We start from the raw sequence: 16,501 nt of genomic DNA on the forward strand, positions 1-16,501 counted from the left end.
CCGCACGCCCATGCTCGGCATCCGCGGCGTCAAGACGTTCTACGGAAACATCATGGCCCTGAAGGGCGTGGACGTAGACGTCCACCAGGGCGAGATCGTCACGCTCATCGGCTCCAACGGTGCCGGCAAGTCGACGCTGATGATGACGATCTTCGGCCAGCCGCGGGCCCGAGAGGGAACGATCCGCTTCGAGGGGCGCGACATCACGCGGATGCCGACCCATGAGATCGCCCAGCTCAAGATAGCGCAGTCGCCCGAGGGACGGCGTATTTTCCCGCGCATGACCGTGTTCGAGAACCTCCAGATGGGGGCGTCGATCGACGGCTTCGCTCATTTCGACGAGGATCTGCGGCGCGTCTTCGACATGTTCCCCCGTCTCAAGGAGCGGGCGAACCAGCGCGGCGGAACGCTCTCGGGCGGCGAGCAGCAGATGCTCGCGATCGGTCGCGCGCTGATGAGCCGCCCGCGCCTGTTGATGCTCGACGAACCCTCGCTCGGTCTCGCGCCGCTGATCGTCAAGCTCATCTTCGATGCGATAAGCGATCTGAACAAGACCGAGGGGCTCACCGTGTTCCTAGTCGAGCAGAACGCCTTCCACGCGCTGAAGCTCGCCCATCGCGGTTATGTCATGGTCAACGGCCTCGTCACCATGTCGGGCGGCGGCCAGGAACTGCTGGCGCGGCCGGAGGTGCGGGCAGCCTATCTCGAAGGCGGGAGGCACTGACATGGCCGACGCACGTATCGGTACTCTCATCGCCCAGGGCTCGCCGGGGAGCCTCGCGGTCGTGCTCCCTGCCGCGGTGATCCTGGCGGTGCTCGCCGCCTGGATCTTCTGGCCGCCGCTGGTCGTGGAAGTGTCGCGCATCGACTTTGCGCTCGTCACCCTGTTCCTCGGCGGCGGCGCGGCCTGGCTTTCGGGGCGCGCCATCGCCTCGACCTGGCGCCCTTACCGGCAGGCCATCGTCTATGCTGTTCTGCTGGGCTGCGTGGTGCGCTTCTTCCACTTCGCGCTGTTCGAAGGCACTCTGCTGTCGCTGCCGCACTTCTTCTCCGACACGGCGTTTCTCATCGCGGTAACGACGCTGGGCTTTCGCGCTACACGCTCCGAGCAGATGGCCACCCGGTACAGGTGGCTCTACGACCGCGCCGGAACCTTCGGCTGGCGCACAACTTCCAAGGAATCTGCTTGAATCCGCTCCGTCATGCGCGTGTTCTCCGTCGACAGCGACAAAGAAAACGGCATGATGTCGCTCCAGGGGCGACGACCCGGCCTTCGGGCCACCGAAGATCGATCCTCCGCTTAACCATCTAGGGGAAAGTTCATGAAGAAACTTCTGTTTGCGGGCATCGCGCTCGGCGCCGCCATGGCGCTCGGCGCCCCTGCCCAGGCGCAGGTCAAGGTGGGCGTCGGCGGCCCGATCACCGGCGCGAACGCCACGTTCGGCGCGCAGCTCAAGAACGGCGCCGAGCAGTGGGCGGCCGACGTGAACGCCGCCGGTGGCCTTCTCGGCCAGAAGGTCGAGATCATCGTCGGCGATGACGCGTCCAAACCCGAGCAGGGCGTCTCGGTTGCGAACAAGTTCATCGCGGATGGCGTGAAGTTCGTGATCGGCCACTTCAACTCGGGCGTATCGATCCCGGCCTCAGAGCAGTATGCCGAAGCGGGGGTGCTCGCCATTTCCCCGGCGTCGACCAACCCGAAGCTCACCGAGCGCGGCCTGTCGAACGTGTTCCGCACCTGCGGCCGTGACGACCAGCAGGGCCTCGTTGCCGCCGAGTACATCGAGAAGAACCTCAAGGGCAAGAAGATCGCGATCGTCCACGACAAGACCCCGTACGGCAAGGGTCTCGCCGACGAGACGCAGAAGTCGATGAACAAGGCCGGCATCAAGGAAGTCATCTACGAGGGCATCAACCCGGGTGAGAAGGACTATTCGGCGCTCGTCTCCAAGCTCAAGGCGGCGAATGTCGACATCCTCTACTACGGCGGCCTGCACACCGAAGCCGGTCTCCTGGTCCGCCAGATGCGCGACCAGGGCATGAAGACCGTCCTGTTCTCGGGCGACGGCATCACCGACAAGGAATTCTGGACCATCGCCGGCCCCGGCGCCGAGGGCACGCTGATGACCTTCGGCCCCGATCCGCGCAAGAACCCGGCCGCGGCCAAGGTCGTGGACGAGTTCAAGAAGAAGGGCATCGATCCGGAAGGCTACGTGCTCTATTCCTACGCCGCCGGCCAGGTGATCCAGCAGGCCGTCGCCGCGACCAAGTCGCTCGACCCGAAGAAGGTCGCTGAGTATGTGCACTCGGGCGCCGCCTTCGACACGGTGCTCGGCAAGCTGACCTTCGACAAGAAGGGCGACCGCACCAACCTCGACTACGTCGTCTACGTCTGGAAGGACGGCGGCTACACCGAGCTGTGACCACCACGCCCGCGGGCGTGTTTGACGTGATGGACCCGCCGGCGATCAGCCGGCGGGTTTTTTCGTGGTGCCCAGCCTGGCCGCGAAATCATGCGGCGGCCGCCACCACGAAGCCGGGGCGGCGCCCGCGTCATCCTGGAACGGCAGGAGGACGTGGCAGGCGCTGATCAGCCCGCCATCCGCGTAAGGAAAGACAAGGACGTCGCTGCACGACGCCGTTCGCGACACGCGATGGTCGAAGAACCGCTGAATGCGCGCGGGCTCGCAGAAGCCGTCCGCCGGCAGAACGGCAAAGTGATCGCCCGTCCCGCCGAACAGCCGCTGGCTGCAGGCCAGAAGCTGGCTCAGCGGGGCAGGTCCGACGGGAAGCGGCAACAGATCGTCGATCCGCAGAATATGGATCACCCGCCCCTCGCAGGAGGCGAAGCTCTCAATCGCTGCCCCGTCGAGATGAAGATGGGGCCACATAGCCATCCCCAAGCCGACGCCATGCAAGCGCCGATGTTACCCCAGCCGCCCGAGCGCCGGGAACATCTCCAGCAGCCAGAAGCTCGCCTGCGCGATCCAGCCGGAGAGGAAGCCGATGCCGGTGAGCACCAGCAGCACGCCCATGCCCTTCTCGATCGCCGGCAGGTAGCCGCGCGCGCGCATGAGCAGCCGCATCGCCGGCTTGGCCATCGCCGCGACGAGGAGAAAGGGCACGCCGAGCCCCATCGAATAGATCGCCAGCAGCCCCGCCCCGCGCGTCAGGGTCTGCTCGGACGCCGCGACGGCGAGGATCGCCGCCAGCACTGGCCCGATGCAGGGGGTCCAGCCGAAGGCAAAGGCGAGACCCATGGCATAGGCACCCGCCAGTCCCGCGGGCGCCTCGACATGCACGCGCTTGGTCCGCGTCAGCCAGCCGAGCCGGAAGACGCCGAGGAAATGCAGCCCCATCAGCAGGATGGCGACGCCGGCGATGATGGCGAGTTCCTGCGAATAGAGCCTGAGATAGGCGCCCGCCACCGAGGCACCTGCGCCGAGCAGGACAAACACGGTGGAAAAGCCCGCGACGAACAGCAGCGCCGCCCCGAGCGTACGGCGCGCGGCGGCATCGGTCGGCGCCGCATGGGTGATCTGGTCGAGGCTGGTGCCGGCGAGATAGCACAGATAGGGAGGCACCAGCGGCAGCACGCAGGGCGAGGCAAAACTGGCGAGGCCGGCGACAAAGGCCGCCGGCAGCGTGACGTCGGCCATGAGGTCGATTTCCGTACCGTTGGTGGCTCCTCCAGTTGCACGGACGGTGGGACCGGCGCAATGCGGCCTGTTCTCCTCTCGCCCGGATGTGATAGGCGGAAGCAAAGGGAGGATCGGACCATGCGTAACCTCATCACCGATGTTGCGGGGCTGAAGGTCGGCAATGCAGGCGATCTCACCCTTGGATCCGGCGTGACCGCCATCCTGTTCGACGAGCCGGCGGTCGCCTCGGTGGATGTACGCGGCGGCGGGCCCGGCACGCGCGAGACCGATCTGCTGGCGCCGGACGAGACCGTCGGCGCCATCCATGCCATCACGCTGTCGGGCGGCTCGGCCTTCGGGCTCGATGCCGCCGCGGGAGTCGTGGCTTCACTGGCGGAACGGGGTATCGGCTTTCCCGTCGGCAGCGCGATCGTGCCGATCGTCCCCGGCGCCGTGCTGTTCGACCTGATCAATGGCGGCGACAAGAACTGGGGGCGCTTCTCGCCCTATCGCGACATCGGCTACGCCGCAGCGAGTGCCGCCTCGCTGGACTTCCCGCTCGGCACGATCGGTGCGGGCACTGGGGCGACGACGGTGAACCTGAAGGGCGGCCTCGGCTCAGCCTCCATGCTCGCGCCGACCGGCCACACCGTCGGCGCCATCGTTGCGGTCAATGCCTGCGGTGCCACCAATCTCGGCGACGGCCCGCATTTCTGGGCGGCGCCGTTCGAGCAGGACGGCGAGTTCGGCGGGCTCGGCCTGCCACATCCCCTGCCCGCGCTGCCGGAGCGCCCGCCGTTGAAGGGCCTGCCGCCGGGCGCGAACACCACCATCGCCCTTGTCGCCACCGACGCGGTACTTACCAAGGCGCAGTGCAAGCGGCTCGCGGCCATGGCCCATGACGGCTATGCTCATGCCATCTGGCCGGTCCACACGCCGCTCGATGGTGACACCATCTTTGTCGCCGCGACCGGCAAGCGCCCGCTGGCCGACCCGATCTTCGATCTCGCGCTGATCGGCGACGCCGTCGTGCGCACGCTGGCCCGGGCCTGTGCCCGCGCGGTCTATTCCGCGACCGCCCTTCCCTACCCTGACGCGCTGCCGGCCTGGCGTGATCGATGGCCCCGGCGGTGAGATCACGGACAGGCTATTGACGCCGACGCAATAGCCGCGGCAGCGCATTACGCAATTGTCGCTTTTCCAGCCGCGCCTGTCGTATCTGTCCAATCGGCATAGCTGCCATGCGCCTGACACTCCGCTCGACAAAGAGGGGCGCTCATGACCGATCAACGGCCTCGCATCCGTGTTCGCGGTCTTACCAAGATATTCGGCGATAACGCCCCGGCAGCACTGCCGCTGCTGGCGGCGGGACAGAGCCGCGCCGAAATCCTGAAAGCCACCGGCGCGGTGGTGGGGCTGCAGGACGTCACGTTCGATATCGCGGAGGGCGAGATCCTCGTCGTGATGGGGCTGTCCGGCTCGGGCAAGTCGACCTGTCTGCGCTGCATCAACAGGCTGATCGAGCCAACGGCCGGCAGCGTCATAGTCGACGATGTCGACGTCACCGCCCTCAATGAGCGCGACCTGATGACCTTCCGCCGGACGCGGTTCGGCATGGTGTTCCAGCAGTTCGCGCTGTTTCCGCACCGGACCATCCTGAAAAATGTCGAGTACGGGCTGGAGGTACAGGGTGTCGCTCCGTCGGTGCGCGAAGAGCGGGCCTTGGCCGCCATCGAAACGGTCGGGCTCAAGGGTTGGGACCGGCATTATCCCTCGCAGCTTTCCGGCGGCATGCAGCAGCGGGCGGGCCTCGCCCGCGCCCTTGCGCTCGATCCCGATGTGCTGCTGATGGACGAGGCGTTCAGCGCCCTCGACCCCCTCATTCGCCGCGACATGCAGCAGGAGCTCGTCGCGCTCCAGAAGCGCCTCAAGAAGACGATCGTCTTCGTCAGCCACGACCTCGACGAGGCGATAGCCCTCGGCGGCCGCATCGTGCTCATGAAGGACGGGCGTGTCGTCCAGCAGGGCACGGCGGCGGACTTCCTCGCCAACCCGGCGGACGACTATGTGCGCCGCTTCGTCGAGCACATCGACGTTCTGGGAGTGGTGACCGCCGGCGATGCGATGCGCGCACCAGCGGCGGTGAAGCCCTGGCACAGCAGCGCCGCGGAGGCGCTGGCGATCCTGACGCAATCGGGCGAGCCGGTCGTCACGGTGGTCTGCGAGCAGGGGCGCTTTCAAGGAACGGTCGATGCCGGAACGCTGAAGGCGGCGGGCGACACGGAACTGCGGCTGCTCCTCACCGATACCGATGCCTGCGTGTCCGCCGGTGCGACCCTCAACGATGCTGTCGCCAAGCTCGCCGCAGGGCGGGGCGAGATCGCCGTCATCGGCGCCGATCGCGAGTTGCGCGGCGTCATCGCCAATGTCGACCTCGTCGCGACGCTCGCCCGGCGCCACACCAACGCCGTCCACTGAGAGCAGCGGAACATGGATTTCGAGATTCCCCGCATTCCGCTCGCCGAATGGTGCGATGTCGCGCTCGACTGGGCGACGGAACACTTCTCACCGCTTACCCGTGCGATCAGCGCGGTGGTGGGCACCGGCATCGAATCGACCACCGATTTCCTCGTCGACCTGCCCCCCTGGCTGGTGATCATCGCCTTGGGACTGCTGATCTGGCGGCTGACCACGGCGCGCATCGCGCTGTTCTCGATGCTCGGCTTCGCCTTCCTGTGGAACCTCGAGCTCTGGCGGGCGACCGTGCAGTCGCTCGTGCTGGTGCTGGTATCGACCATGTTTGCGCTGGCCATCGGCATTCCGATCGGGGTGGGTGCGGCGATCTCGAAGCGGTTCTGGCGCATCGTCGCGCCCGCGCTCGACATGATGCAGACCATGCCGAGCTTCGTGTACCTCATCCCGGCCATCCCGTTCTTCGGCCTCGGCGCGGTCTCCGCCTGCTTCGCGACGATCGTCTTCGCCATGCCGCCGACCATTCGCCTCACCGCGCTCGGCATCCTGCAGACGCCACCTGAACTGGTGGAAGCTGCCGATGCGTTCGGGTCGAGCAAGTGGCAGAAGCTGTTCAAGGTCCAGCTTCCCCTCGCCATCCCCACCATCATGGCGGGTATCAACCAGACCATCATGCTGGCGCTTTCCATGGTGGTGATCGCGGCCATGATCGGCGCCGGCGGCCTTGGCGGCGAAGTGTGGAAGGCGATCCAGCGGCTCGAGGCGGGCCAGGGCTTCCAGGCCGGCATCGCCATCGTGGTGCTCGCCGTGATTCTCGACCGCATCACCCAGCATGTCGCGCGTCACATGCGCCGCGACCGAGAGCGGGCGGGATAACCCCCGCGCGAGACCGATTCCAGAACCATAACCGGAGTGGAGCAGACAGATGTCGATACTCGGAAACCTGATGAAAACGGCGGCCGTGGCCGCCTCGGTGCTGGGCTTCGCTATTGGCGGCGCCCACGCCGAGAAGAAGGACCTGACCATCGCCTATGTCGAATGGTCGGACGCGGTCGTGGCCACGAACATCGTCAAGGCTGCGCTGGAGGAGAAGGGTTACAAGGTCAAGATCGTGCCGCTCTCGGGCGCCGCCATGTGGCAGGCTGTCGCGACCGGAGAGGCCGACGCCATGGTCGCCGCCTGGCTGCCAGCGACCCATGCGGCCTACTACGCCAAGCTGAAGGACAAGGTGGTCGATCTCGGGCCGAACGTCTCCGGCGCCAAGATCGGCTGGGCCGTGCCGACCTATGTGGACATCGCCACCATCGAGGACATCAAGAAGGATCCCGCCAAGTTCGGCGGCAAGGTGATCGGCATCGATCCCGGCGCCGGCCTGATGAAGGCGTCGGAAAAGGCGATCAAGGAATACGCCCTGCCGGTCAAGCTGGTCGAGGGATCGGATGCGACCATGGTGGCCGCACTCAAGGACGCCTACGCCAAGAAGGAGCCGATCATCATAACCACGTGGACGCCGCATTGGATGTTCGCCGAATGGGACCTGAAGTACCTGGCGGACCCCAAGGGCGTGTTCGGCGGCGAGGAGACGGTGAACACCGTCGTCTCGACCAAGCTCAAGACCGAGGCGCCGGAGGCCTACAAGATCCTCGACAATTTCGCGCTGTCGCTCGCCGATGAGCAGGGCGTGATGGTCGAGAACAACAAGCCGGGCGCCGATCCTGCGGCCACCGCCAAGGCGTGGATCGCCGCGAACAAGGCGAAGGTCGAAGCCTGGTCGAAGTGAGCGGCCCGGCAGGACGGACTGCGGCTGTTCCAGCCGCCCGCCCTCGCGCCAACTCCTGATGCGGTCAGCGCATCGCACTCGAGGCCGGGTTGATCCCGGCCTCATTCTTGTGAAGGAGCCGATGCCGATCGCGTTGCCTTGGCGGGATGGGGATGCTACGGCGCGGTCGATCGGAGATACGCCATGCCGCCCCGCTCTCTCATTATCGCCCCGTCGATCCTCGCCTGCGACTTTGCCCGCTTCGGCGAGGAAGTCAGGGCGGTCGATGCCGCTGGCGCTGACTGGATCCATATTGATGTCATGGACGGGCACTTTGTGCCGAACATCTCCTTCGGTCCCGAGGTGGTCCGCGCCATCCGCCCGCTGACCGAAAAGCCGCTCGATGTCCATCTGATGATCGCGCCCGTGGATCCCTATCTCGAGGCGTTCGCCAAGGCCGGCGCCGATCTCATCAGCGTCCATGCGGAGGCAGGCCCCCACCTGCACCGCTCGCTCCAGACCGTTCGCGCGCTTGGGAAGCGGGCCGGCGTCGCGATCAATCCGGCGACCCCTGCAAGCGCGATCGAGCATGTGATCGACCTGCTCGATCTTGTCGTCGTCATGACCGTCAACCCCGGCTTCGGCGGACAGGCGTTCCTGCCGGCGATGATGGACAAGGTGCGGCAGGTGCGCTCGCTGATCGGGGAGCGGCCGATACGGGTCGAGATCGACGGCGGCGTGACCGCACAAACCGCCGCCGCCTGCGCCGCTGCCGGCGGCGAGGTGCTTGTCGCCGGATCAGCCGTCTTCAAGGGTGGCGCCCAGGCCTATGCCCGCAATATCGCCGCCATTCGCGAAGCCGCCGCACTGGCGCGCGGCGACGTGGTTTGAAGTCTTCGGGAGAGACGTCGTGGAAACCAGCGTCAACGGGCAGGAACTGCGGAACATCCTCTGCCGGCTCGAGGCCGGTATGGTGCTCAGCGTGCCGGATGCGTGGCTGGAGCGTAATATCAGCGGCACGCGCGTGGCTCGCTCCCGGCTGGTCGAGGAAATCGCGCGCCAGTATTACTGCGTGTGCCATCTCGAACTCGACGGTGTGCGGTTCGAGCGTGTGGGCTTCCCGTTCACGGGCTGAACCGGCGGCGCCGGGGCTTGAAGCCTGCGCCGGTGTTTCGGGAGGCACTCACATGACACCCGCGTTTGTAGGATTTTCGCCGATCTGCTAGAGCGCGGGCAATCCTTGCCAGCTGAAAGAGCCGCCCGTGATCCCGCGCTATACCCGCCCCGAGATGGCCGCCATCTGGGAGCCGCAGACCCGCTTCCGCATCTGGTTCGAGATCGAGGCGCATGCCACCGATGCCCTCGCAGAGTTGGGCGTGGTGCCGAAGGAAGCGGCGGCAAAGATCTGGGAGATGGCGAAGGAGGCAACCTTCGATGTCGACCGCATCGACGAGATCGAGGCGGTTACCAAGCATGACGTCATCGCCTTCCTGACTCATCTCGCCGAGATCGTCGGCCCGGAGGCGCGCTTTGTCCACCAGGGCATGACCTCCTCCGACGTGCTGGACACCTGCCTGAACGTGCAGCTCGTCCGCGCCGCCGATATCCTCATCAAGGACGTCGACCGGCTGCTCGCCGCGCTCGAGGCCCGCGCCTTCGAGCACAAGCTCACCCCGACTATCGGCCGCTCGCACGGCATCCACGCGGAGCCGACGACCTTCGGTCTCAAGCTTGCCCAGGCTCATGCCGAGTTCCAACGCAACCGCGCCCGACTGGTCAACGCGCGCGAGGAAGTCGCCACCTGCGCCATCTCTGGCGCCGTCGGCACCTTCGCCCAGATCGATCCGCGGGTGGAGGAACACGTCGCCGCGAAGATGGGGCTGAAGGTCGAGCCGGTCTCGACGCAGGTCATTCCCCGCGACCGCCACGCGGCTTTCTTTGCCGCGCTCGGCGTTGTCGCCTCCTCGATGGAGCGCGTGGCGATCGAGATTCGCCACCTGCAGCGCACCGAGGTGCTGGAGGCCGAGGAGTTCTTCTCGGAGGGCCAGAAGGGCTCGTCCGCCATGCCCCACAAGCGCAACCCGGTGCTGACGGAAAACGTGACCGGCCTTGCCCGGCTCGTGCGCGGCATGGTGACCCCGGCGCTGGAAAACGTCGCTCTCTGGCACGAGCGCGACATCTCGCACTCCTCGGTGGAGCGTGGCATCGGCCCCGATGCGACGGTGACGCTCGATTTTGCCCTGAACCGGCTCGCCGGTGTCGTCGAGAAGTTGCTGGTCTACCCGGAGAACATGCAGCGCAACCTCGACCGCCTCGGCGGCTTGGTGCATTCACAGCGCGTCCTGCTGGCTCTCACGCAGAAGGGCGCGAGCCGCGAGGACGCCTACCGCCTCGTCCAGCGCAACGCCATGCCGGTCTGGCGTGGCGAAGGTGACTTCCGGACACTGCTGACCAATGATGCGGAAGTGCGGCAATATCTTTCAGATGATGAAATAGCCGAGAAATTCGATCTCGGCTACCATCTGAAGCACGTCGATACGATCTTCAGGCGCGTTTTCGGGCGCAGCTGACCCTCCACCCAGGCTCCGACGACAGAAACCCCCGGCGGACCACCGCCGGGGCTTTTTATTTCGCGTCACGGTGAGGCGATCAGCGGCCGTGGAATCCGCCGCCTCCCATGCCGCCGCCGCGGAAGCCACCACCATAGCCCCCCATCGGTCGGATGATCGGGCCGGCTCGGTAACCGCCGCCGCTGAAGCGCGGCCCTCCGCCGCCATAAGGGCCACGAACCATCATCGGCCCGCCGCCGGGACGGCCGATCATGGGCGGCCGCGCGCCGGGACGTCCCCAGCCGGGCGGCCTCGGACCCGGCCCAGCCCATCCCGGAGGACGAGGGCCGGGCCCTCCCCAACCCGGGGGACGGGGACCAGGACCGCCCCAGTGAGGCGGACGTGGACCGGGGCCGCCCCAATGCGGCGGACGGGGAGGCTTCGGCCCCCACCATGGCGGGCGCGGACCCCAGGGCGGGCGCGGACCCCAGCCAGGACCCCAACCCGGTCCCCAGCCGCCACCCCAATAGCCGCCGCCCCAATAACCGCCATCCCACGAGTCGTAACCGTCATCGTAATAGTCGGTGTAGGCGGGCTGGACGACGACGCGCGTAACGCCACCACCACCCGCGATCAGGTTCGCGCTGATGTAGCCGCCACGGCGCAAAACACACCACGTGCCGGCGCAGGAGCCCACATCGACGTTGGTACCGGCCGGCAGCGAATAGAGCACCCGGTAGCGCGTACCAGGACCGCCACGCACATTGGCATCAGCGGTCGTCACGGCCGTCCAGGCCTCGGCTCCGGTAACGCCCGACACCAGCAGTCCAGCAGCCAAAAGAAGTGTACCGGATAGTCTCATGGTCCGCCTCCCTCCCGGCGGGACATGGCCCACCGGACATTCCATCAACATGGGAGAGGCGCGTCTGTTCCGCCAGCGCGAAAATACGTGAGGGTAAACGCGAATCCGGGCGAACGGCGCGCTTCGCTCCGTCCACCCGACCGACCGCTATGGGTTGGAAGATCAGCCCTCGGCCTTGATGGCCGTCATGGCTTCCAGAAGCAGCTCGTCCATGGTCCGGCGCAGCCGATGCTCGGACACGTCGATACCCTTGGCGTCGAAATCGGCTTTCAGCTTCCGGTACACGTCGTCGTCGCCGGCTTCCTCGAGATCAGCCTCGACGACCGAGCGCGCATAAGCGGCCGCCTCGTCGCCGGCGAGGCCCAGCTTCTCGGCGGCCCAAAGGCCGAGCATCCGATTGCGGCGGGCAGTCGCCTTGAACCGCAGCCCCTCATCGTGCGCGAACTTCGCTTCGAAGGCATCTTCGCGTTTGTCGAACGTGCTCATGCCATCCTCGCCTGGAAGCTTACCCAACTGTCGGCTTGATTATCGCGCCCGCCGCCCCAAATCAACGTCACCGACGCCGCAGGCGGGCGGGCGGCGGGGCCGAAGGGCTTGCGTTGTATCCCGCGCACCGATCGGCTAGTGTCGGACCGGGTGCTTGTGCAATGCGACACGAATCGTCGGAACACGTCACGCCGCATGTTCACGCAGGCGCCCAAGCCGTGGACCAGCAAGATACGGAGCCCCGGCACCGATGGATTTCCTCAACCGACGGTACCCCCCCATGAGCCGCCGCCGCCGCATTTACGAAGGTAAGGCGAAGGTCCTCTATGAAGGCCCTGAGCCAGGCACTTTGATCCAGCACTTCAAGGACGACGCCACTGCCTTCAACAACAAGAAACACGACGTCATCGACGGAAAGGGCGTGCTGAACAATCGCATCTCGGAATACGTATTCCAGAAGCTGAACGACATCGGCGTGCCGACGCATTTCATCAAGCGGCTGAACATGCGCGAGCAGCTCATCCGCGAGGTCGAGATCATTCCGCTCGAGGTGGTCGTCCGCAATGTCGCGGCCGGTTCGCTGTCGACCCGCCTCGGGATCGAGGAAGGCACCCAGCTGCCGCGCTCGATCATCGAGTTTTATTACAAGAACGACGCGCTCAACGACCCCATGGTGTCGGAAGAGCACATCACGGCGTTCGGCTGGGCGACCACGCAGGAAATCGACGACATCATCGCGCTGGCGATCCGCGTGAACGACTTCCTCTCCGGCCTGTTCCTCGGGGTCGGCATCCGTCTTGTCGATTTCAAGATGGAATGCGGCCGTCTGTGGGAAAACGACATGATGCGCATCGTCGTCGCCGACGAGATCAGCCCGGACTCCTGCCGGCTGTGGGATATCAAGTCGAACGACAAGCTGGACAAGGACCGGTTCCGCCGCGACATGGGTGGGCTTGTCGAAGCCTATTCGGAAGTGGCCCGCCGTCTCGGCATCATGTCGGAAGGCGAGCGCCCGCAGGGTACCGGTCCGGTGCTCGTCAAGTCCGACACGGAAAAGTGAGCCTGCCGCCGTTCGCGGGCGCGAACGGCGCGGGGGAGCCATGTCGGGCTGTCCGTTGAGCTTCCTGCGATCAAATGCTAGGCGGGGGCGGCAATTCGCCCCCGCTTCCGTTTTTGAGATCCGGTCGACCCGGTATCCGAGAGTTGAACCCATGAAAGCGCGCGTGCTCGTCACCCTGAAATCTGCCGTGCTCGATCCGCAGGGCAAGGCTATCGAGGGCGCGCTGCGCTCGCTCGGCGTGCCCGGCATCGCCAGCGTCCGCCAGGGAAAGGTGTTCGACGTCGAGGTCGAGGCCAGCGATCCGGAGAAGGCCGAGACGGCTCTTAAGGACGCCTGCGAGAAGCTGCTCGCCAACACGGTGATCGAAAGCTACCGGATCGAGATGGTCGGCTGAGGCCCATGATGAAATCCGCCGTTCTCGTTTTTCCCGGATCAAACCGCGAGGGTGACGTTGCCCGGGCGCTCGAGTTGGTATCCGGCTCGAATGCGTCGCTCGTCTGGCATGCCGAAACCGCCCTGCCCGCCGGCACCGATCTCGTCGTCCTGCCGGGCGGCTTCTCCTATGGCGATTATCTGCGCTGCGGTGCCATCGCCGCCCGCGCGGCGATCATGGACGCGGTGCGGGCCCATGCCGCACGAGGTGGGCTCGTGCTGGGGATCTGCAACGGCTTCCAGATTCTCTGCGAAGCGGGGCTGTTGCCGGGCGTGCTGGTCCGCAACGCGCGGCTGCGCTTCATCTGCCGTGAATCGCTGCTGCGCGTCGAGCGCACGGATACGCCCTTCACCAGCGCCTATGGCCGCAATGCGGTCATCCGTATCCCCGTCGCGCATGGCGAGGGCAATTACACGGCAGATGGTGAGACGCTCAAGCGCCTGGAGGGCGAGGGGCGAGTGATCTTCCGTTACGTGACCGGCAGTGGGCAGCGGGACGATGAGCAGGTGCTGAACGGCGCGGCCAATTCGATCGCCGGCATCGCCTCCGAGAAGCTCAACGTGCTCGGCCTGATGCCGCACCCCGAGAACCACGTCGATCCGCTGATCGGCAACACCGACGGGCGCGGCCTGTTCGAAAGCCTTGCCGACGCTCTGGTGCGGGCCTGACGCCTGCCCGATGATGAAGAGACACACGGCACTCGCATGAGCTTCCTGGAACCGACCATCACCCCCGAGCTTGTCGCCGAACACGGCCTCAAGCCGGATGAATATGAGCGCATCCTGAAGCTGATCGGCCGCGAGCCGACCTTCACGGAGCTCGGTATCTTCTCGGCGATGTGGAACGAGCACTGCTCGTACAAATCCTCGCGCCTGCACCTGCGCGGCCTGCCGACCAAGGCGCCTTGGGTCATCCAGGGCCCGGGCGAGAACGCGGGCGTCATCGACATCGGCGACGGCCTCGCGGCAGTGTTCAAGATGGAGAGCCACAACCACCCTTCCTACATCGAGCCCTATCAGGGGGCGGCGACCGGGGTGGGCGGCATTCTGCGCGACGTCTTCACCATGGGCGCGCGCCCGATCGCCGCGCTGAACGCGCTCCGTTTCGGCGATCCGACCCATCCGCGTACACGTCACCTGGTCGGCGGCGTGGTGGCAGGTATCGGCGGCTACGGCAATTCCTTCGGCGTGCCGACCGTTGGCGGTCTCGTCGGCTTCCACACGCGCTATGACGGCAACTGCCTCGTCAATGCGATGGCGGTCGGCCTCGCCCGCACGGACCGGATTTTCTACGCCAAGGCGACCGGGGTCGGGCTACCGGTCGTGTATCTCGGTTCGAAGACGGGTCGCGATGGCATCCACGGCGCCACTATGGCCTCCGCCGAGTTCGGCGACGGCGCGGAGGAGAAGCGCCCGACCGTGCAGGTCGGCGATCCCTTCGCCGAAAAGCTGCTGCTGGAAGCCTGCCTCGAGATCATGGCGGCCGACTGCGTCGTGGCGATCCAGGACATGGGTGCGGCGGGACTGACCTGTTCGGCGGTCGAGATGGGCGCCAAGGGCGACCTCGGCATCGAACTCAACCTCGACAACGTGCCGTGCCGTGAAGCGGGCATGACCGCTTATGAGATGATGCTCTCCGAAAGCCAGGAGCGCATGCTCATGGTCATCGCGCCGGGCAAGGAAGAGCAGGCCGAGGCGATCTTCCGCAAATGGGGCCTCGACTTCGCCATCGTCGGCTACACCACCGACACGCTGCGCTTCGTCGTGAAGCACAAGGGTGAGGTCAAGGCCGACCTGCCGATCAAGGAACTGGGCGACGAAGCGCCGCTGTATGACCGCCCCTGGGTGCCCACGCTCCCTAAGCCGCGTCTGGTTGCCGAGCCCCTCAAGGGCGACGTCCGGATCGCCGGTGCGCTGGAGCGGCTCGTCGGCTCTCCGGACCTCGCCTCGAAGCGCTGGATCTGGGAACAGTACGATCACATCATCCTCTCGAACACCGTCCAGCGCCCAGGCGGCGACGCCGCCGTTGTCCGGGTCGAGAACGGCCCGAAGGCGCTCGCCATCGCCACCGACGTCACGCCCCGCTATTGCGAGGCCGATCCCTTCGAGGGCGGCAAGCAGGCGGTCGCCGAGGTGTGGCGGAACATCACCGCGGTCGGCGGTACGCCGCTGGCGATCACCGACAATCTCAACTTCGGCAACCCCGAGAAGCCGGAGATCATGGGTCAGTTGGTCGGCTGTCTGCACGGTATCTCGGAAGCGTGCAAGGCGCTGGACTTCCCGGTCGTGTCGGGAAATGTCAGCCTCTACAACGAGACCCATGGCCGCGCGATCCTGCCGACCCCGACCATCGGCGGCGTCGGCGTGTTGGCGGACTTCACCAAGTCGGCCAGCGTCGCCTTCAAGGCGGCGGGCGAGGCGATCCTGGTCGTGGGCGAGACCACGGGCTGGATCGGCCAGTCGAGCTTCCTCGCGGAAATCCTCGATCGCGAGGAGGGCGCCCCTCCCCCGGTCGATCTCGCCGTCGAACGCCGCAACGGCGACTTCGTCCGGGCGCTCATTCTCGAGGGCCTGGTGACGGCGGTTCATGATGTCTCCGACGGCGGGCTGCTGGTGGCGATTGCCGAAATGGCGATGGCCTCGGGCATCGGCGCGAGCCTTTCGGCGTCGCCGGCCGGGATCGAGCCCTATGCCTACTGGTTCGGCGAGGATCAGGCCCGCTATGTGCTGACGGCGAACGGCAAGGCGAGCGCCATCCTCAAGCGCGCCGAGGCCGCCGGTATTCCGATTGCCAAGATCGGGACCACGGGTGGCGACCAGATCAAGGTGCCCGGCGAGCGGCCCGTCGGCGTCGAGGTGCTGCGCGAGCGGCACGAAGCCTGGCTCCCGATCTACATGGGCGCCGGCGCGGGCATCGGTTAAAGGGAGATCGACCATGGCCATGGAAGCAGGCGAGATCGAACGGCTCATCCGCGCCGGCCTGCCGGACGCGCAGGTTACGATCCGCGACCTTGCCGGCGACGGCGAGCATTATGCCGCGACCGTCGTTTCTCCCAGCTTCCGCGGCAAGAGCCGGGTGCAGCAGCACCAGATGGTCTATCAGGCGCTGGGCGGCAATATGGGGGGCGTGCTGCACGCCCTGGCGCTGCAGACGGCCGTTCCGGAGTGAATATCGGCGCGGCAAGGGCACCGACCCTTGCCCGCCCTGCCCCGCCTCACCATCTCTCCGCCGTTCTCGCT

Annotated in this window: 18 protein-coding genes; 15 read left to right on the forward strand and 3 right to left on the reverse strand. The window is 66.4% G+C overall.

Annotated features, from left to right (window positions below):
• Positions 1-10: 10 nt before the first annotated feature.
• From ACEUEL_RS07365 to ACEUEL_RS07375, 3 genes are all read left to right on the forward strand, one after another.
• Positions 11-724 (forward strand): ABC transporter ATP-binding protein, encoded by a 714-nt coding sequence (locus ACEUEL_RS07365; RefSeq protein ID WP_405706622.1) that lies wholly within the window; start codon positions 11-13, stop codon positions 722-724.
• Between the two features lie 118 nt (positions 725-842).
• Complete coding sequence (locus ACEUEL_RS07370) at positions 843-1,190, forward strand: DUF6867 family protein (protein WP_405706624.1); 348 nt, start codon at positions 843-845, stop codon at positions 1,188-1,190.
• 132 nt (positions 1,191-1,322) lie between these two features.
• Positions 1,323-2,423, forward strand: a complete 1,101-nt coding sequence (locus tag ACEUEL_RS07375; protein WP_405703636.1) for a branched-chain amino acid ABC transporter substrate-binding protein — start codon at positions 1,323-1,325, stop codon at positions 2,421-2,423.
• 45 nt (positions 2,424-2,468) lie between these two features.
• Here ACEUEL_RS07375 and ACEUEL_RS07380 read toward each other — a convergent pair whose 3' ends face one another.
• Together ACEUEL_RS07380 and ACEUEL_RS07385 are read right to left on the reverse strand one after the other, a co-directional pair.
• On the reverse strand, positions 2,469-2,891 hold the full coding sequence (locus ACEUEL_RS07380; protein WP_405703638.1) for a hypothetical protein: 423 nt from the start codon (positions 2,889-2,891) through the stop codon (positions 2,469-2,471).
• 36 nt (positions 2,892-2,927) lie between these two features.
• Entirely contained in the window at positions 2,928-3,659 is a 732-nt protein-coding gene (locus ACEUEL_RS07385) for a cytochrome c biogenesis CcdA family protein (protein ID WP_405703640.1), read from the reverse strand.
• A 120-nt stretch (positions 3,660-3,779) separates the two neighbouring features.
• Between ACEUEL_RS07385 and ACEUEL_RS07390 the strand changes: the two genes are divergently transcribed.
• The 7 genes from ACEUEL_RS07390 (at position 3,780) to purB (ending at position 10,442) form a co-directional block, all read left to right on the forward strand.
• Positions 3,780-4,775 (forward strand): P1 family peptidase, encoded by a 996-nt coding sequence (locus tag ACEUEL_RS07390; protein WP_405703641.1) that lies wholly within the window; start codon positions 3,780-3,782, stop codon positions 4,773-4,775.
• 144 nt (positions 4,776-4,919) lie between these two features.
• Entirely contained in the window at positions 4,920-6,119 is a 1,200-nt protein-coding gene (locus tag ACEUEL_RS07395; RefSeq protein WP_405703643.1) for a quaternary amine ABC transporter ATP-binding protein, read from the forward strand.
• 12 nt (positions 6,120-6,131) lie between these two features.
• Positions 6,132-6,989, forward strand: a complete 858-nt coding sequence (locus tag ACEUEL_RS07400; RefSeq protein ID WP_405703644.1) for an ABC transporter permease — start codon at positions 6,132-6,134, stop codon at positions 6,987-6,989.
• A 49-nt stretch (positions 6,990-7,038) separates the two neighbouring features.
• Positions 7,039-7,893, forward strand: a complete 855-nt coding sequence (locus ACEUEL_RS07405; protein ID WP_405703646.1) for a glycine betaine ABC transporter substrate-binding protein — start codon at positions 7,039-7,041, stop codon at positions 7,891-7,893.
• Between the two features lie 183 nt (positions 7,894-8,076).
• Positions 8,077-8,763 (forward strand): ribulose-phosphate 3-epimerase, encoded by a 687-nt coding sequence (gene rpe, locus ACEUEL_RS07410; RefSeq protein ID WP_405703647.1) that lies wholly within the window; start codon positions 8,077-8,079, stop codon positions 8,761-8,763.
• A gap of 19 nt (positions 8,764-8,782) precedes the next feature.
• Positions 8,783-9,007, forward strand: coding sequence for a hypothetical protein (locus ACEUEL_RS07415; protein WP_405703649.1), 225 nt, complete (start codon positions 8,783-8,785; stop codon positions 9,005-9,007).
• A gap of 127 nt (positions 9,008-9,134) precedes the next feature.
• Entirely contained in the window at positions 9,135-10,442 is a 1,308-nt protein-coding gene (gene purB, locus ACEUEL_RS07420; protein WP_405703650.1) for an adenylosuccinate lyase, read from the forward strand.
• Positions 10,443-11,445: 1,003 nt separating this feature from the next.
• Here the strand turns inward: purB and ACEUEL_RS07425 are convergent.
• A complete protein-coding gene (locus tag ACEUEL_RS07425) occupies positions 11,446-11,769 on the reverse strand; it encodes a DUF1476 domain-containing protein (RefSeq protein WP_405703652.1) in 324 nt (107 codons plus the stop codon).
• A gap of 250 nt (positions 11,770-12,019) precedes the next feature.
• Here ACEUEL_RS07425 and purC point away from each other — a divergent pair, with 250 nt between their 5' ends.
• From purC to ACEUEL_RS07450, 5 genes are all read left to right on the forward strand, one after another.
• Positions 12,020-12,829 (forward strand): phosphoribosylaminoimidazolesuccinocarboxamide synthase, encoded by an 810-nt coding sequence (purC, locus tag ACEUEL_RS07430; RefSeq protein ID WP_405703653.1) that lies wholly within the window; start codon positions 12,020-12,022, stop codon positions 12,827-12,829.
• A 151-nt stretch (positions 12,830-12,980) separates the two neighbouring features.
• Positions 12,981-13,223, forward strand: a complete 243-nt coding sequence (gene purS / locus ACEUEL_RS07435) for a phosphoribosylformylglycinamidine synthase subunit PurS (RefSeq protein WP_405703655.1) — start codon at positions 12,981-12,983, stop codon at positions 13,221-13,223.
• Between the two features lie 8 nt (positions 13,224-13,231).
• Positions 13,232-13,930, forward strand: a complete 699-nt coding sequence (purQ, locus tag ACEUEL_RS07440) for a phosphoribosylformylglycinamidine synthase subunit PurQ (RefSeq protein ID WP_405703656.1) — start codon at positions 13,232-13,234, stop codon at positions 13,928-13,930.
• Between the two features lie 36 nt (positions 13,931-13,966).
• On the forward strand, positions 13,967-16,183 hold the full coding sequence (purL, locus tag ACEUEL_RS07445) for a phosphoribosylformylglycinamidine synthase subunit PurL (RefSeq protein WP_405703658.1): 2,217 nt from the start codon (positions 13,967-13,969) through the stop codon (positions 16,181-16,183).
• A gap of 13 nt (positions 16,184-16,196) precedes the next feature.
• The gene (locus tag ACEUEL_RS07450; RefSeq protein ID WP_405703660.1) at positions 16,197-16,430 is read left to right on the forward strand and encodes a BolA family protein; all 234 of its coding nucleotides are present in this window, start codon (positions 16,197-16,199) and stop codon (positions 16,428-16,430) included.
• The last annotated feature ends 71 nt before the right edge of the window (positions 16,431-16,501 follow it).

Source organism: Ancylobacter terrae (genome assembly GCF_045108345.1).
Lineage (GTDB): Bacteria > Pseudomonadota > Alphaproteobacteria > Rhizobiales > Xanthobacteraceae > Ancylobacter.

Coding starts and splice junctions, on each gene's coding strand:
- ACEUEL_RS07365 (WP_405706622.1), top strand. CDS start 11: ATGCTCGGCATCCGCGGCGTCAAGACGTTCTACGGAAACATCATGGCC.
- ACEUEL_RS07375 (WP_405703636.1), top strand. CDS start 1,323: ATGAAGAAACTTCTGTTTGCGGGCATCGCGCTCGGCGCCGCCATGGCG.
- ACEUEL_RS07380 (WP_405703638.1), bottom strand. CDS start 2,891: ATGTGGCCCCATCTTCATCTCGACGGGGCAGCGATTGAGAGCTTCGCC.
- ACEUEL_RS07385 (WP_405703640.1), bottom strand. CDS start 3,659: ATGGCCGACGTCACGCTGCCGGCGGCCTTTGTCGCCGGCCTCGCCAGT.
- ACEUEL_RS07390 (WP_405703641.1), top strand. CDS start 3,780: ATGCGTAACCTCATCACCGATGTTGCGGGGCTGAAGGTCGGCAATGCA.
- ACEUEL_RS07395 (WP_405703643.1), top strand. CDS start 4,920: ATGACCGATCAACGGCCTCGCATCCGTGTTCGCGGTCTTACCAAGATA.
- ACEUEL_RS07400 (WP_405703644.1), top strand. CDS start 6,132: ATGGATTTCGAGATTCCCCGCATTCCGCTCGCCGAATGGTGCGATGTC.
- ACEUEL_RS07405 (WP_405703646.1), top strand. CDS start 7,039: ATGTCGATACTCGGAAACCTGATGAAAACGGCGGCCGTGGCCGCCTCG.
- rpe (WP_405703647.1), top strand. CDS start 8,077: ATGCCGCCCCGCTCTCTCATTATCGCCCCGTCGATCCTCGCCTGCGAC.
- ACEUEL_RS07425 (WP_405703652.1), bottom strand. CDS start 11,769: ATGAGCACGTTCGACAAACGCGAAGATGCCTTCGAAGCGAAGTTCGCG.
- purC (WP_405703653.1), top strand. CDS start 12,020: ATGGATTTCCTCAACCGACGGTACCCCCCCATGAGCCGCCGCCGCCGC.
- purS (WP_405703655.1), top strand. CDS start 12,981: ATGAAAGCGCGCGTGCTCGTCACCCTGAAATCTGCCGTGCTCGATCCG.
- purQ (WP_405703656.1), top strand. CDS start 13,232: ATGAAATCCGCCGTTCTCGTTTTTCCCGGATCAAACCGCGAGGGTGAC.
- purL (WP_405703658.1), top strand. CDS start 13,967: ATGAGCTTCCTGGAACCGACCATCACCCCCGAGCTTGTCGCCGAACAC.
- ACEUEL_RS07450 (WP_405703660.1), top strand. CDS start 16,197: ATGGCCATGGAAGCAGGCGAGATCGAACGGCTCATCCGCGCCGGCCTG.